Below are 12941 nucleotides of genomic sequence, written 5' to 3'. Positions count from 1 at the left end.
CGCTCCGGAGCGGCAGGGCGTAGGGTCACGGCCCGACACACTCACCCCAGGAGGATCGAGTTGCAGGCACCCGGCGTCTATGTCATCACTGGTGGCACCCGCGGTATCGGTGCGGGAGTCGCCCGAGAACTGGCCGGGGTGCCCGGGCGAGCGCTCGTGCTGGGATACCGCGGCAACCACGAGCGTGCACGCGACGTGGTTGCCGAGCTCGACCGTCCGGAAAGCCCGGTCCGGGCGTTGCCATGCGATGTCAGCGACCCGGCGCAGGTGCGCGACCTGTTCGTCGCCGCTGACGAGATGGGCAGTCTGATCGCCTTGGTCAACAGCGCGGCCATCCTCGAACAGCAGTGCACCTTCGACCAGATCGGGCCCGACCGGTGGTCCCGGATCCTCGGCGTCAACGTCGTCGGGCTCGCGTCCTGTTGCCGTGAAGCGGTGGTCCGGATGCGCGACAGCCAGATCCCGAACCGCGCGATAGTCAACATCTCATCCAAGGCGGCAGTGCTCGGATCGCCGAACGAGTACGTCGACTACGCCGCCAGCAAGGCCGCAGTGGACACCCTGACGCGCGGTCTCGCGCTCGAGGTCGCCCCCCACGGCATACGTGTCAACAGCGTTCGGCCCGGGATCATCGACACCGAGATGCACGCATCTGGCGGAGACCCGGACCGAGCCCGGCGCCTCGGCCCGCAGCAGCCCCTCGGCCGGGCCGGCACGGTCCAGGACGTTGCGCGCGCCGTGGCCTGGTTGCTGTCGCCGGATGCCGCGTTCGTCACCGGTACGACGCTTGACGTGACCGGCGGACGCTGACAGCGGGGGACCAGCCGTCCTCACCTGCCGGACAGACACGAACGATGATGAACTCGGACGCCGCCCCGCTGGTCGGCGGTGCCGACCCGGCGCTGAACGCGGCCTATGCCTGGCCTCAGGGCGCCACGGCGCTGCCGTCCGGATCCCGTTCAGCCCGATGCTGGAGCATCAGTACGGATTCCTCTTCGACGCGGGTTCGATGGTCCTTGGCGAGACCGTGCAGCGGGCATGGCTGTCCCGGCTCGCGTGGGCACAGGACCCACAGGTCGGTCGCCGTCGCCCGGTAGAGGCGGTACGGGGAGGAGCCGGTCACGTCGTCCCGGGTCAGCGCGGTGGCGCCCCGGTCGCTGGGCCCGGGGTACACCTGCAGTCCGCGCTCAAGATCGTTGCCTCGCAGCTCGCACGCAGGCCCGACCGCGTACAGGGCACGGCCGTGGTAGGGCGCGACGGAGGAGTCGAAGACGACGATGCTCACGTGCGGGCGTTCGGTGAGGTTGCGTGAGTGCTCGGCGTCGGTCTGGGAGCACCAGTAGAACTCACGAAGGCCGGACGCGGCGAAGTAGACCGGGGAGGTCCAGGGCCGGCCACTCGGGTCGACCGTGCCGAGGGTCAGGTAACCGTTCGCGTCGAGCAACTGCCGCGCGTGTGCGGCGATATCGTCGGCTGTCATCGCAAAACGCCCTCCTGTCGGACGATCGGTCGCCGCCAGCGGCACCGATGTCGTGCGGCGCGACGGGTCTATCGGCGTACCTTGAACCTCAGGTGTAGTACCCCGTCACCCTGGACGACCACGGGGGGATCCTCCAGCAAATGCTGCCTGTCGATGTGGCCGAAGTACCTTTTGCCCGACCCGAACACGACGGGCACCACATCCATCGCCACCTCGTCCACGAGGCCGGCCGCGAAGATCTGGCCGCCCACATCGCCGGCGTTCACGGCGACGTCTCGCTCCCCAGCGAGCTCCTTGGCCTTGTCGATCGCGGCTGTCACGTCATCGAGGAAGTGGTACGACGCCTCGGGGTGCCAGCCTTCGGGTTTGGGCCGGTGGGACACCACGACCACGTGGTCGCCCACGGGCGGATGGCCCTCCCAGCCGTTCATCAGGTCGAACAGTTGCCGGCCCAGCACGATCGTGCCGATGCCGTCCCACATCGGCCGGACGTACTCCGCCGATGCGCGCGAGACCTTGAAGCGGCTTCCGACTCCGGAATGGTCGTACTGCTGGTCGCGGCCTTCGGCGATCGGCGTGTCGCCGTTGAAGTACCAATCGTGCAGTGGCCCGACGTCGTCGTTCTCGTCGGCGATGAAGCCGTCCACCGACACCACGTTGTGCATGATCACTGTGGCCACAGGTGCTCCTCGACTCGTCTTGCGCAGTTGACCCCCCGATGTTGTCGCCCTCTGGGGCGACCGGGCTTGTAAAAAATCAAACAAGGGGCATCGGACCGCTGTCCGGCGGGAACCCCCGCTCGGCCGGGAACCGGCGCCGCAGGGCCAGGTATTCGGTCGGGGTGTGGCCGGTGAAGTCCTTGAACTCCCTGCCGAAGTGGGCCTGGTCGAAGTAGCCCGCCGTTTGAGCGAGCTGCGACCAGTCGACCGGACGCAGAGCGTCCACGGACAGGATCAGCCGCGCAAATCGGTAGATCCGCGCCACCCGCTTCGGAGTCACCCCGACGTGGGACTTGAACTGTGTGGCCAGGTGGGTGCCGCTCACCCCGGCGGCATCGGCCAGTGCACCGACCGAGACCGCGCCGTGGGACGCCGCCAACCGCCCGCCTGTGTGCTGGACCAGGCCGAGACCGCCCGAGAACGCCTCAGCAAGTCGCGATCGCAGCTCCTCCTCCAGCACCCGCAGCGTCTCGGTGGCCGATGTGATGTCGCCGACCTGGTTGCGAATCCGGTCCAAGGACCGTTGCCAGACGGCGTCGACCGGCACCCATCGGTCCCGCAGCTCGGTCGCCGGCATGTCGACGAACGGCGACATCCCCCAAGGCTTGAAGTGCACCCCGACGAGCCGCACCCGGGTGGGGTACTCGAAGAGGAACCGCCTGGTCCAGACACCCATGAACCACCCGTCGGTGAACAGTGCCGGCGGCACCGAAGGGTCGGAATCCCACACGCGGACGGGTTCGCCCAGGTTGACGAACAGGTGTGCCGACGGCATCGGCGGGACGTTCATTCGGCGGTACCGCGGGACCCCGGTCAGGCAGTACATGTCGTCGATGAACCGGTCGAGCGGCGGGGCGGGCACCTGGCCGACGTACTCCATGGACCCAGTGTGGCCGAACCCACAGGAACTCGTCGTGCCCTGCCGCACTCGGCCGCACCGGACCGGGGTCGCCGCTGCTCAGCCGGGCGATGGTTCACGCGGCGGGCATCCGGTGCCGGTTTTCGCACATCATCGATGCCCGTCGCGGTTCTTTATCCTATCTATGCTAGGAGATGTACGGTGAGGTGCGGTGTGGCGTTGCCAACAGGGACGGGTCGTCATGTTGATGACTGGATGTGTTGGCCTCATTGCCGTTCTGGCAACCATGGCCGTGAATCGAGGCGTCTCCTACATCGAATCGGAGGTGGCCTTGTGCTCGTCGCGGGCAGTGACTATCTTCGGCAACCGTCGGCCTGTACGGTCGGCGCCGCCGAATCGGCAACGAGCCGGGGAACCATCGCACGTCTTGGGGTGCATCCGCGTTTTGCGGTAGGGCGATCTTCCCGCCCGAACCCGTCAGCTAACCCGGTAGGCGGTCCATGGAGGAATGGAGTCGGTTCCACGTGCCGCTACGCCGTCCACGACGCGTCCACACTCACTTGGCCCGCCCGAGCCTGCCGGCGCTGGCGGCCGTCACGGCCGTCGTCGCGAAGGAGATCGAGGGCAAGTTCGCCGAATCGCAGAAGCGGCGTCGGCAGGTCTACGGCACCGGCGGCGCGACCGGCGTGCTCAAGCCTGTCGCCTGTCCGGTGGACCATCCCGGTGGTCCCGGCGGCACCGCTGCGACGAAGGCGTGCTCACTGATCGGCAGACCTCACATCTCGGGCGCCGCCGGACCGGACGGTTACGACTGCTCGGGCATGACACTCACGGCGTCAGCCAACGTCACGAGGAGGTCGCCATGGCGTGTCGGCGCGCACCGTTCGTCCTTACCCTGCTGACCACCGCGCTCCTGCTGGTGATCGGGGTCGTCAACCCCGCGGCCGCCGAGCCCGGTGAGGACGGCGGGCAGAACCTCACCGTCCGGCAGGCGCTGGACAAGGCGCTCGCGGAGTACAACGACGCCAAGGGGCGGCTCGACAAGTCCGTCGCCGATCAGGCGGCGATCGGCGAGGAGCTGACGAAGACCCAGGCCCGCGTGTCCGAGCTGGAGGCGTCGGCCGGTGTGGTGGCCAGCGCCGCCTATCGCGGGCGCCGGGTCAGCCTGGCCAACGTCGTCATCGGCAGCGGCGACCCGGAGACCATGCTGCACAACATGGTCACGGTCGAATACGTGCTGTCCCGCGACGACCGGGCGCTGCGCGAGCTGGCCGCCACCCGCAAGCGGCTGGAGCAGCAGCGCACCGATCTCGACGCGGCGATCGCCAACCAGCAGGCGCAACTGAAGATCATGGAGGCCAACAAGAAGGCCGCCGAGGACGCCCTGCGCAAGGCCGGCGGCGGAGGAACGACAAGCGGTGCCCCGGCCGGGGGCAAGGTCACCACCGGTTCGGTGGGGCGTAACGCCGACGGTTCCTACCCGAAGGAGGGTTGCACGCTCGACGACCCGACGACGAGCGGCTGCATCTCGTCCCGCATGCTCAACGCCTACAACGCGGCGCGCCAGGCCGGCTACACGCACTACACGTCGTGCTACCGCGGCGGCGGTGGTGGGGATCACCCGCTGGGCAAGGCATGCGACTTCTCGGCCAACGCGAAGACGTTCGTCAACGCCAGAGCGACCGGCGCCGACAAGACCTACGGCGACAACCTGGCGGCGTGGTGCGTGGCCAACGCGAAGAACCTCGGCGTGAAGTACGTGATCTGGTACAAGCGGATCTGGCAGCCCAGCAGCGGCTGGAAGTCCTACGGCGGCGACGGCACCCCCGCCGGCGACCACTACAACCACGTCCACCTGTCCATGCAGTAGCGCGAATACCGGGCGGCCCGAACCCAACACCGCGCGGGTGCGCGGGGTCGGGTTCGGCCATGTCCGCGGAGCCACCGGCACGAGCAGCGGAGGCGGCGAGGTCGCGTTACGCGACGGCCGTTCCCTCGAGCTCGACCATCTGGCCGGGGATCGCCAGCCGTGTCACCCCGAGCATCGTGGTGGTCGGTGCCACCCCGGCCGCGCCCAACCGTGAGGCCAGCACGCCGTAGTGCGGGAACAGCAGGTCGACGTCGGTGGTGTAGACGTTGAGCCGCACGAGGTTCGCCAGGGACATGCCGGCCTCGCCGAGCACGGCCTCCAGGTTGTCGAGGCTCAGCGCCAACTGTGCAGCCATGTCACCCTCATGCTGGGGCTTGCCGTCGCCGCTCATCGCGGTCTGCCCGGAGCAGTACAGGGTCCGGGTGTGCCCGGAGACGAGCTCACCCTGGTTGAATCCCATCTCCACCGACCACGTCACCGGGTTGACCGCCGTTCGTTCCATCGCCACATCAGCTCCATTCGATTCGGTGTTCGATTCGTTGAGAGGAGGTACGTCCATCGGCTCGGTGGCCGCCTTTCTGACGTCGTGTCGACGAGCCTCCCAACAAATCACGACATCCTGTGTCGTGTATTCCGATAAAGTTCTCGTATGCGCGCCGACCGGCTGGTCTCGCTGGTGCTGCTGCTGCGCCGGCGCGGTCGGCTGACCGCCGACGTGCTGGCCCGCGAGTTGGAGGTTTCCACCCGCACCGTGCTGCGCGACATCGAGGCGCTGTCCGCGGCAGGTGTCCCGGTCCACGCCGAGCGCGGCCGGCACGGCGGTTTCGCGTTGCTGCCCAGTTTCCGGACCGAGCTCACCGGACTGAACCACGACGAGGCTCTTGCCCTGCTGACCGCCGGATCGGGGCGCGGCGAGCAGGTGTTCGGCCTCGGCTCGGCGCTCGCCTCGGCCATGCGCAAGGTGGTCGACGCGCTGCCCGAAAGCCATCGGACCACCGCGAGCGACGCGGCCCAGCGATTTCTCGTCGAGCCGGAGACCGACCTGCTCTCACGTCGGCTGGTCACCGAGAAGGTGCCGCACACCACGATGATCGAGGTCCGGCGCGCGGTGCTCGCCGGACACAAGCTGCGCATCCACTACGCGGCCACGGGCCAGACACCACAGTGGCGCACGGTGGACCCGATCGGTCTGGTCACCGTGCGCGACCGGAGCTACCTGCTGGCCACGAGGTCCGGCGCGGACCGCACCTATCGGCTCTCGCGCGTGTTGGCCGCCGAGGAACTCCCCGAACCGGCACAGCGACCGAACCAGGTCGATCTGGACCGGATCTGGCAGGAACGCTGCGCGCAGTTTCTGTCCGACGGACATATCACCGTGCTGGTGCGGGTGAACCCGGCGCGGCGGGAAGACTTGCTGAGCACCGCACTGGCCGTCCGCGTCGAGGAACCCGACGCAGGCGGCTGGCTACGGCTGGAGGTCACCTACCAGGATTCACGACACGCCGAATGGGCGCTGTGGCAGCTCGGCATGAACGTGGAAGCCCTCGCGCCGCAGTCGTTGCGCGCCTCCCTGCGCAACCGGGCCGCCGCGATCGTCACCCGCTACGAAGACGCGTCCTGAGCGTTTGCGCCCGCCGCCCGCGACTGGCCGAAGCCTCGGGCGCTCGGAAGGACCCAGTGCGCCCCAGGGAACCCGCCTTGGATCCGGCGGCTTCGGAGCCTCTCCAGCTACTCGGCCTCGAGGTGCTGCTTCAGGCCGCCGAGCATCATCTGCCAGTTCGCGGCCGAGTGCTCGGCCTCTTCGGCGCTGCCGTTGTTGTCCTGGCGCAGTTCGACATGGGTGCTGCTGCCGGAGCCCTGCAGTTCGTAGGTGAGCGTGTGGTAATTGTCCGGCTCGTCGGGCTGCCCGGACAGTGGGCTGAAGTGGGTCACGACGAGGCGGCGGTCGGGTTGGACCTCGATCACTTCGCCCTTGTCCTCGTATCGGCGGCCTTCGTACTCGCCCTTCCAGACGATCGGGCTGCCCGGCTTCCAGTCGGTTTCGACCCGGGAGCCGAACATGTACTTTTCGATCTCGTCCGGGTCGGTGAGCGCCGTCCACACCCGCTGCGGGGTGGCGGCGATGTCAACGGCGGCCGTCGCTATCCTGCCGGTCATCGGTCTTCCTCCCATCCTTGCGGTTGACCGTCTACGGTTGCGAAGTACCCATGACACGTGGCATTCATGCGAGTCGGCCACGCTCCAAGGTCATTGTTGCGGTCCAGCGTCAGGCGCTGTCGCGTACCGCGCACGTCGCCTTGGCTCATGACATCGGGGAGGTAGTCGCGAAGCCGGCCGAGTGCGGGATGCGGGTTGTCATCGCGCCAGATCAGTGACATCGGGTGCTCGGCGAGTTGTGCGAGCGTGACGGCGCGATTGATCTATCGGGTGGACTCGCGGTTGAACAGCTTCTTCGACCAGAGATAGCCGCCGAGGGCGATGGCGACGCACCAGCCGATGGCGATGGCGGCGCTGTTGCCGATCGGGGTGCCCATCAGGAGACCGCGGATGGTTTCGATGAGCGGGGTGAACGGCTGGTACTCGGCGAACCAGCGCAGTGCGGTGGGCATCGAGTCGGTCGGGACGAACCCGCTGCCGAGGAACGGAAGCAGGATGAGCGGCATGCCGACGTTGCTCGACGACTCGACGGTCTTGCTGGCCAGACCGAGCGCGACCGAAAGCCAGATGAAGGCGAAGGCCATCATCACGAGGACGCCGGCAAGGGCGAGCCAGTCGCCGAGGCCGGCCGTCGGCCGGAAGCCGATGAGCAGTGCGACGCCGGTGACCATGGCGATGCCGAGCATCGTCTGGACGAGGCTGCCGATGACGTGTCCGGTCAGGACGGAGACGCGGGCGATGGCCATGGTGCGGAACCGGTCGACGATGCCTTCGGTCATGTCCATGGCGACGGAGATGCTGGTGCCCTGGACCGCGGCGGTGATCGTCATCAGGATGATCGCGGGGGTGACGTAGTTGACGTATTCTGCCCGTCCGCCGGCGGGGCCGCCGATCCCGGCGCCGAGCGTGCCGCCGAATACGTAGACGAACAGCAGCAGGAAGACGATCGGCATGCCGATGAGCGTCACCGTCATGGACGGGTAGCGCACCATTCGCTTGAGGTTGCGGCGCAGCATCGTCGCCGAGTCGGTCAGTGCGTACGACATGGTGCTCATCGCGTGGCCACCTTCTGGTTGTCGGGGTTGCCGGTGAGGGCGAGGAAGACGTCGTCGAGGTCCGGGGTGTGCACGCTCAGCGAGTCGACCTCGACCGCGTTGGCGTCGAGCCGGTCGAGCAGGGCTTTCAGCGCGCGGAGGCTGCCGTCGTGCGGCACCCGCAGGGCGAGCCCGTCGCTGTCGCGGGACGCCTGGCCCGCGGTGCTGCTCACGGCACGCACCGCGGACTCGAGGTCGCGGAGGGTGGCGAACCGTAGCTGGACGTGGCCGCCGGGGATGCGGCGCTTGAGCTCGTCCGCAGTGCCTTCGGCGACGATCTTGCCGTGGTCCAGGACGGCGATCCGGTCGGCGAGTTCGTCGGCCTCTTCCAGGTACTGCGTGGTGAGGAAGATGGTGACGCCATCCGTGACCAGCTCTCGTACGATCTGCCACATGCCGCGGCGACTGCGCGGGTCCAGGCCGGTGGTCGGCTCGTCGAGGAAGATCACCTGGGGTGTGCCGATCAGGGTCATCGCGAGGTCGAGCCGCCGGCGCATGCCGCCGGAATAGGTCGCGACCGGTTTCTTGGCCGCGTCGGCCAGGTCGAACTGGTCGAGCAGTTCGGCGACTCTGCGCCTGCCCGCCGCCCGGCCGAGGTGGTGCAGGTCGGCCATCAGGGTCAGGTTCTCCAGGCCGGTCAGCAGGTTGTCGACCGCGGAGAACTGGCCGGTGACGCCGATCGCGGCGCGGACCGCGTCGGGCTCGGCGGTCAGGTCGTGGCCCGCGACGCGTGCGCTGCCCCCGTCGGCGCGGATCAGCGTCGACAAGATCTTGACGGTGGTGGTCTTGCCCGCTCCGTTCGCGCCGAGCAGTGCGAAGACGGTGCCCCGCGGAACGTTCAGGTCGATGCCGTCGAGCACGACGTGGTCGCCGAACGATCTGCGCAGTCCGGTCGCCGTGATCGCCGGCTGGGATGGCGTGGTCATGGGATGCCCTCCGAGGGGTCTGCGAGGTCTGGTCAGGAACGGCGGACGGTGATGTCGCCGAAGGAGGTGTACGCGTGGACTTCGACGGTCTCCTCGGACGGCTGCGGTCCTTGGCCGATGTCGTCCAGCGCGTTGTCCACCCGCCCGTGCCCGGTTTTCAGGTCGAGCCACGCGGCGGTGCCCGCGGCGACACCGATCTCCACGTCGCCCGCCGCGGTGTGCAGCGCGACCGAGTCGCGTGCGACCGTGCCGACCCGAATGGTTCCGTTGGAGGTCTTGGCTTCCACCGCGGCGTCGGCCCGGTCGACGGAGATGTCGCCGTTGGCCGCGCGCACGCGCAGTTCGCCGGTGACGGTGCCGATGTCGGTGTTGCCGTTGGAGTTCTTGATGACCGCGGCTCCGCCGATCTCGCCGATGCGGACCCGTCCGCTGCCGGTGGCGACTTCGGCGTCACCGGCGATCGTCTCGACCGTGATGTGGCCGGCGGTGGTGTCCAGCCGGAGCCGGCCGGTCCGGTCGAGCCGGTAGTGCCCGACGGAGGTCTTGAACCGGCATTCCCCCAGCACGCCGGTGCTGTGGACATCCCCGACCGACACGTCACCGTGCACCGCCGAGCCGGCGGGAAGTTCGATGAGCACGGCGACCGACCTGGTCTTCTTGGAGAAGTCGAACACCCGGGCCTTCGGCCCGCGCACGGTCAGCGTGCCGCTGGCGTACTCGACGCGGGTCTGCTGCGCGGCCCTCACGTCGGAGCCGTCGGAGTCGTCGCTCGGCCGTACCTCGACGGCGGTGTCGGTGCGGTCGCTCGCGATGAGCCGCACGTCGCCGACGGAGAGTTCGATCGTGACGGCAATCGGTGCCGGGGTGGCGAAAACAGGCATGGCTGTCCCCTCGAGATGGGTCGGAAGAACATCCCCGCTGGTGGGGGCGTGGAAGGAAAAGCGTGGGGCCGGGCTCGGCTAGCGCGCCCAGCCGGTGTAGTGCTGCGCGTTGGGCTTGCCGCGCCGGTCGGAGCCGCGGTCACGTTCCGCTGCTCGCAGCGCGGTCGAGGCGGCCCGCACCAGCCACGCGTTGACCGACCGGCCCTCCTTGCCGGCCGCTTCCTCGACCGCGGCCTTGAGCTGCTCCGGGAGGCGGACGTTGATGCGCGTCGTGGCACCGTCCTCGAAACCCGTCGCGGCGTCGTCGGGCGGCACCGCACCCCGGTCGGTGGTGTCGTGCCGCGGCTGCTCCACCTGGTGCGGTGTCACGACGAATTCCGGGTCACGGCCACGCAGGCGAACCTGGACCGAACCGGGAGCCAGCTCCCTGGTGATCTCGTCGGCGGCGGCCGACAGCGCTTCGAGCAGCGCGAGCCGGATCGCCGACTCCATCGACACGGTCAACCGCTCGATCAACGCGGTGTCGTCACCACCGGTCTCCACGGCCGTCAGCAGCTCACGACCGAGGGAGGCCACATACGGGGTCAGGTCCATGGCATCACTATGGCACATGGTGGCACCATAAACAAGCCAATTTGGCTCAGTCTGGCTCAGGATGGCACCACTCTGGCGCCGGCCTGGCGTCGGGTCGGCGATCCGATATAGTGAAGTAGCATCATGATGAAGGAGCATCACAATGAGCGCTGTGAACGCGCGGGATCGGCACCGGGCCCTCGACCTGGTCCTCGAGCTTGTCGTGCTGCTCAACGCCGACATGGGCCGCCGGCTTGCGGCTGACCAGCTCACCCCCGCCCGAGCGGCCGTTCTCTGGGCCCTCAGGCGGAGAGGCCCGGTGACGCAGCGGGAGCTTGCCGAAGCCCTCGAGGTCAGCGCTCGCAACATCACCGGGCTGGTCGACGGGCTCGCCGGCGCCGACCTGGTGAGCAGAGAACCGCACCCCACGGACAGGAGGGCCACGCTCGTGACGTTGACCCGGCGCGGGACCAGGCTCGTCGAGACGCTGGAGGCCGAGCAGCGCGAGTTCGCCGCACTGTTGTTCGCCGACATGCCGGCCACACGATTCCACGGGCTCCTCGACGGGCTCGCGGACGTCGTCGGCCGGCTCAAGGCCGAAGGGCTGAAGACTCATGAGTGAGAGATCCGTGGACGAGGGCCCCGCGAATGCGAACGAGAGTCCCGTCAAAGGGATCGCCCGCAAGGTCGTGGCCATCGAGGGCAACATGTGGCGCAGCCTGGCGCTGTGGATCCTCCGCCGGCCCACCCACGGGCCGGGTGGCGCGGCGTTCGGCTACATCAAGCCGCTCAACGCCGTCCTCTGGGCCTTCATCATCGTCTCCGCCGTCGAGACGGTGGCCTTCCATCTCATCCTGCCGTGGCCCGTCGTCCGGCTCGCCGTCGACCTCCTCAGCGTCTACGGGCTGGTGTGGATGTTCGGCATCCTCGCCGCGTACAAGGTTCACCTGCACGTCGTCGACGACCGAGGGATCCGCCTGCGCCACGGATTCTTCATCGACGTGCTGATCCCGTGGGCGGACATCGCGGCGGTACGGCCTGGTCGCAAGTTCCTGGCCGGCAGCGGAACGGTGCAGGTGGAGCATGACACGGTGCACATCGTCGTGTCGGGCCAGACCAACATGGAGATCGAGCTGCGCCGACCCGTGGCGGTGTCGCTGAAGAAGGTCGACGGACCGGTCCGGAGGGTCCGGTTCTACGCGGACGACCCGGAAGCGCTGGCGCAGGCCGCTTCACGTGCGTGACGAGCCCGCGAGGGAGAGGTACGGCGGCCGGGCTCCGGACCGCCGGGGAGCCCGCCGCCACCTGTTCAGAGCGTTGCGCCCGACGGGATCAGCGCATCGCCGACAGCATGTCCCGGCACGCCTGTTCGCAGCGGCGACAGGACTCGGCGCAGATGCGGCAGTGCTGGTGCGTCGCGGCGTGCTTCGCGCACTCGTCCGCGCAGACCCGGCAGGCCACCGCGCACGCCTCGAGCTGGGCACGGACGAGGCTGACGTCGAATCCCGTCTGCCGGGTCAGCACCCGCGCGGTCGCCGCGCAGATGTCGGCGCAGTCGAGGTCGAGCCGGGCGCATCGCACGAGGCGGTCGACCATCTCCTCGCCGAGGCAGGCGTCGGCGCATGCGGTGCACGTCTCGGCGCAGCCGGTGATCGCGTCGATGGCGGTCGCCAGCATGGCCCGGTCGATGACCGTGGGCTGTGGGTAGGTCTCGAGCATCGGTGTCACGGTGGACGTCACGAGGGATCTCCAATTCGGGTCGGCCGGACTTCCGCCCCGTGGCTACCCGGCGGCCGCTCGTTCAAGCCGCCTAGCGGACAATCGCATCGTGACCGCGACCGTTGTTCATCTCATGCACACCGCCGACCTGGGACCGCACCGGCGCCGGGAGATCAGGGCGTTGTTGGATCGGGCCTTCGACGGCGAGTTCGAGGACGCCGACTGGGAGCACGCGCTCGGCGGCCTGCACGCCGTGATCGTCGAGGCGGACCTGGTGGTCGCCCACGCCGCTCTCGTCCAGCGACGGCTCTACTACCGGGGTAGGGCCCTGCGCACCGGTTACGTCGAGGCGCTCGCGGTCGAGGAGGAGCGGCGCGGGCGGGGCCACGCCCGGCTGGTGATGGCCGAGCTGGAGCGGGTCGTCCGCGCCGCCTACGACCTCGGCGCGCTGTCCGCCGCGGAGGGCGTGGACGGGTTCTACCGTCGCCGCGGCTGGCGGTCGTGGCAGGGGCCCACCTCGGTCGTGGCGCCGGACGGGCTCACCCGCACACCCGACGACGATGACAGTACCTTCGTGCTGCCGCCGGCCGACGGGCTCCGGCTCGACCTCACCGAGCCGATCGCCTGCGACTGGCGCGACGGCGACGTCTGGTAGGCCGGGCG

General features: G+C 68.9%; 16 protein-coding genes and 1 riboswitch. Of the genes, 6 read left to right on the top strand and 10 right to left on the bottom strand.

Annotation, left to right across the window (positions count from 1 at the left end; all coding sequences use genetic code 11):
- Positions 1-60: 60 nt before the first annotated feature.
- The gene (locus Drose_RS35070; protein ID WP_260725497.1) at positions 61-810 is read left to right on the top strand and encodes an SDR family oxidoreductase; all 750 of its coding nucleotides are present in this window, start codon (positions 61-63) and stop codon (positions 808-810) included.
- Between the two features lie 115 nt (positions 811-925).
- Here the strand turns inward: Drose_RS35070 and Drose_RS35065 are convergent, their stop codons facing one another.
- The 3 genes from Drose_RS35065 to Drose_RS35055 form a co-directional block, all read right to left on the bottom strand.
- On the bottom strand, positions 926-1480 hold the full coding sequence (locus Drose_RS35065) for a pyridoxamine 5'-phosphate oxidase family protein (protein ID WP_260725496.1): 555 nt from the start codon (positions 1478-1480) through the stop codon (positions 926-928).
- A 68-nt stretch (positions 1481-1548) separates the two neighbouring features.
- Positions 1549-2160 carry a dihydrofolate reductase family protein gene (locus tag Drose_RS35060; protein WP_260725495.1) on the bottom strand — a complete coding sequence of 204 codons (612 nt, stop codon included), beginning with the start codon at positions 2158-2160 and terminating at the stop codon, positions 1549-1551.
- 76 nt (positions 2161-2236) lie between these two features.
- The gene (locus tag Drose_RS35055) at positions 2237-3079 is read right to left on the bottom strand and encodes a helix-turn-helix domain-containing protein (protein ID WP_260725494.1); all 843 of its coding nucleotides are present in this window, start codon (positions 3077-3079) and stop codon (positions 2237-2239) included.
- Positions 3080-3437: 358 nt separating this feature from the next.
- A riboswitch (cyclic di-AMP (ydaO/yuaA leader) is annotated at positions 3438-3569 on the top strand.
- A gap of 351 nt (positions 3570-3920) precedes the next feature.
- On the opposite strand from Drose_RS35055, the gene Drose_RS35050 reads away from it, so the two are divergent.
- Positions 3921-4928 (top strand): coiled-coil domain-containing protein, encoded by a 1008-nt coding sequence (locus tag Drose_RS35050; protein ID WP_260725493.1) that lies wholly within the window; start codon positions 3921-3923, stop codon positions 4926-4928.
- Positions 4929-5034: 106 nt separating this feature from the next.
- Here the strand turns inward: Drose_RS35050 and Drose_RS35045 are convergent, their stop codons facing one another.
- A complete protein-coding gene (locus tag Drose_RS35045) occupies positions 5035-5430 on the bottom strand; it encodes a RidA family protein (RefSeq protein WP_260725492.1) in 396 nt (131 codons plus the stop codon).
- 147 nt (positions 5431-5577) lie between these two features.
- On the opposite strand from Drose_RS35045, the gene Drose_RS35040 reads away from it, so the two are divergent.
- Positions 5578-6549 (top strand): helix-turn-helix transcriptional regulator, encoded by a 972-nt coding sequence (locus Drose_RS35040; RefSeq protein WP_260725491.1) that lies wholly within the window; start codon positions 5578-5580, stop codon positions 6547-6549.
- 107 nt (positions 6550-6656) lie between these two features.
- On the opposite strand, the gene Drose_RS35035 is transcribed toward Drose_RS35040, so the two are convergent.
- From Drose_RS35035 to Drose_RS35015, 5 genes are all read right to left on the bottom strand, one after another.
- Positions 6657-7085, bottom strand: a complete 429-nt coding sequence (locus Drose_RS35035) for an SRPBCC domain-containing protein (protein WP_260725490.1) — start codon at positions 7083-7085, stop codon at positions 6657-6659.
- A gap of 263 nt (positions 7086-7348) precedes the next feature.
- On the bottom strand, positions 7349-8140 hold the full coding sequence (locus tag Drose_RS35030) for an ABC transporter permease (protein ID WP_260725489.1): 792 nt from the start codon (positions 8138-8140) through the stop codon (positions 7349-7351).
- Positions 8137-9105 carry an ATP-binding cassette domain-containing protein gene (locus Drose_RS35025; RefSeq protein ID WP_260725488.1) on the bottom strand — a complete coding sequence of 323 codons (969 nt, stop codon included), beginning with the start codon at positions 9103-9105 and terminating at the stop codon, positions 8137-8139. The genes Drose_RS35030 and Drose_RS35025 overlap by 4 nt, the downstream gene beginning before the upstream one ends.
- Before the next feature lie 32 nt (positions 9106-9137).
- Entirely contained in the window at positions 9138-9986 is an 849-nt protein-coding gene (locus Drose_RS35020; RefSeq protein ID WP_260725487.1) for a DUF4097 family beta strand repeat-containing protein, read from the bottom strand.
- Between the two features lie 78 nt (positions 9987-10064).
- Positions 10065-10580, bottom strand: coding sequence for a ribbon-helix-helix protein, CopG family (locus Drose_RS35015; protein WP_260725486.1), 516 nt, complete (start codon positions 10578-10580; stop codon positions 10065-10067).
- A 142-nt stretch (positions 10581-10722) separates the two neighbouring features.
- On the opposite strand from Drose_RS35015, the gene Drose_RS35010 reads away from it, so the two are divergent.
- The gene (locus Drose_RS35010; RefSeq protein ID WP_260725485.1) at positions 10723-11181 is read left to right on the top strand and encodes a MarR family transcriptional regulator; all 459 of its coding nucleotides are present in this window, start codon (positions 10723-10725) and stop codon (positions 11179-11181) included.
- Entirely contained in the window at positions 11174-11803 is a 630-nt protein-coding gene (locus Drose_RS35005) for a PH domain-containing protein (RefSeq protein ID WP_260725484.1), read from the top strand. The genes Drose_RS35010 and Drose_RS35005 overlap by 8 nt, the downstream gene beginning before the upstream one ends.
- Before the next feature lie 88 nt (positions 11804-11891).
- On the opposite strand, the gene Drose_RS35000 is transcribed toward Drose_RS35005, so the two are convergent.
- A complete protein-coding gene (locus tag Drose_RS35000) occupies positions 11892-12278 on the bottom strand; it encodes a four-helix bundle copper-binding protein (RefSeq protein WP_260725483.1) in 387 nt (128 codons plus the stop codon).
- 133 nt (positions 12279-12411) lie between these two features.
- Between Drose_RS35000 and Drose_RS34995 the strand changes: the two genes are divergently transcribed.
- Entirely contained in the window at positions 12412-12933 is a 522-nt protein-coding gene (locus tag Drose_RS34995) for a GNAT family N-acetyltransferase (RefSeq protein WP_390891472.1), read from the top strand.
- Positions 12934-12941 lie beyond the last annotated feature (8 nt).

Source organism: Dactylosporangium roseum (assembly GCF_025264685.1).
In the GTDB taxonomy this organism is placed as follows: domain Bacteria; phylum Actinomycetota; class Actinomycetes; order Mycobacteriales; family Micromonosporaceae; genus Dactylosporangium; species Dactylosporangium roseum.
Note: the sequence above shows the minus strand (reverse complement) of the source record. Positions and strands in the feature narration are given on the sequence as shown.

Coding starts and splice junctions, on each gene's coding strand:
- Drose_RS35065 (WP_260725496.1), bottom strand. CDS start 1,480: ATGACAGCCGACGATATCGCCGCACACGCGCGGCAGTTGCTCGACGCG.
- Drose_RS35055 (WP_260725494.1), bottom strand. CDS start 3,079: ATGGAGTACGTCGGCCAGGTGCCCGCCCCGCCGCTCGACCGGTTCATC.
- Drose_RS35050 (WP_260725493.1), top strand. CDS start 3,921: ATGGCGTGTCGGCGCGCACCGTTCGTCCTTACCCTGCTGACCACCGCG.
- Drose_RS35045 (WP_260725492.1), bottom strand. CDS start 5,430: ATGGAACGAACGGCGGTCAACCCGGTGACGTGGTCGGTGGAGATGGGA.
- Drose_RS35040 (WP_260725491.1), top strand. CDS start 5,578: ATGCGCGCCGACCGGCTGGTCTCGCTGGTGCTGCTGCTGCGCCGGCGC.
- Drose_RS35035 (WP_260725490.1), bottom strand. CDS start 7,085: ATGACCGGCAGGATAGCGACGGCCGCCGTTGACATCGCCGCCACCCCG.
- Drose_RS35030 (WP_260725489.1), bottom strand. CDS start 8,140: ATGAGCACCATGTCGTACGCACTGACCGACTCGGCGACGATGCTGCGC.
- Drose_RS35025 (WP_260725488.1), bottom strand. CDS start 9,105: ATGACCACGCCATCCCAGCCGGCGATCACGGCGACCGGACTGCGCAGA.
- Drose_RS35020 (WP_260725487.1), bottom strand. CDS start 9,986: ATGCCTGTTTTCGCCACCCCGGCACCGATTGCCGTCACGATCGAACTC.
- Drose_RS35015 (WP_260725486.1), bottom strand. CDS start 10,580: ATGGACCTGACCCCGTATGTGGCCTCCCTCGGTCGTGAGCTGCTGACG.
- Drose_RS35010 (WP_260725485.1), top strand. CDS start 10,723: ATGAGCGCTGTGAACGCGCGGGATCGGCACCGGGCCCTCGACCTGGTC.
- Drose_RS35005 (WP_260725484.1), top strand. CDS start 11,174: ATGAGTGAGAGATCCGTGGACGAGGGCCCCGCGAATGCGAACGAGAGT.
- Drose_RS35000 (WP_260725483.1), bottom strand. CDS start 12,278: ATGCTCGAGACCTACCCACAGCCCACGGTCATCGACCGGGCCATGCTG.
- Drose_RS34995 (WP_390891472.1), top strand. CDS start 12,412: ATGCACACCGCCGACCTGGGACCGCACCGGCGCCGGGAGATCAGGGCG.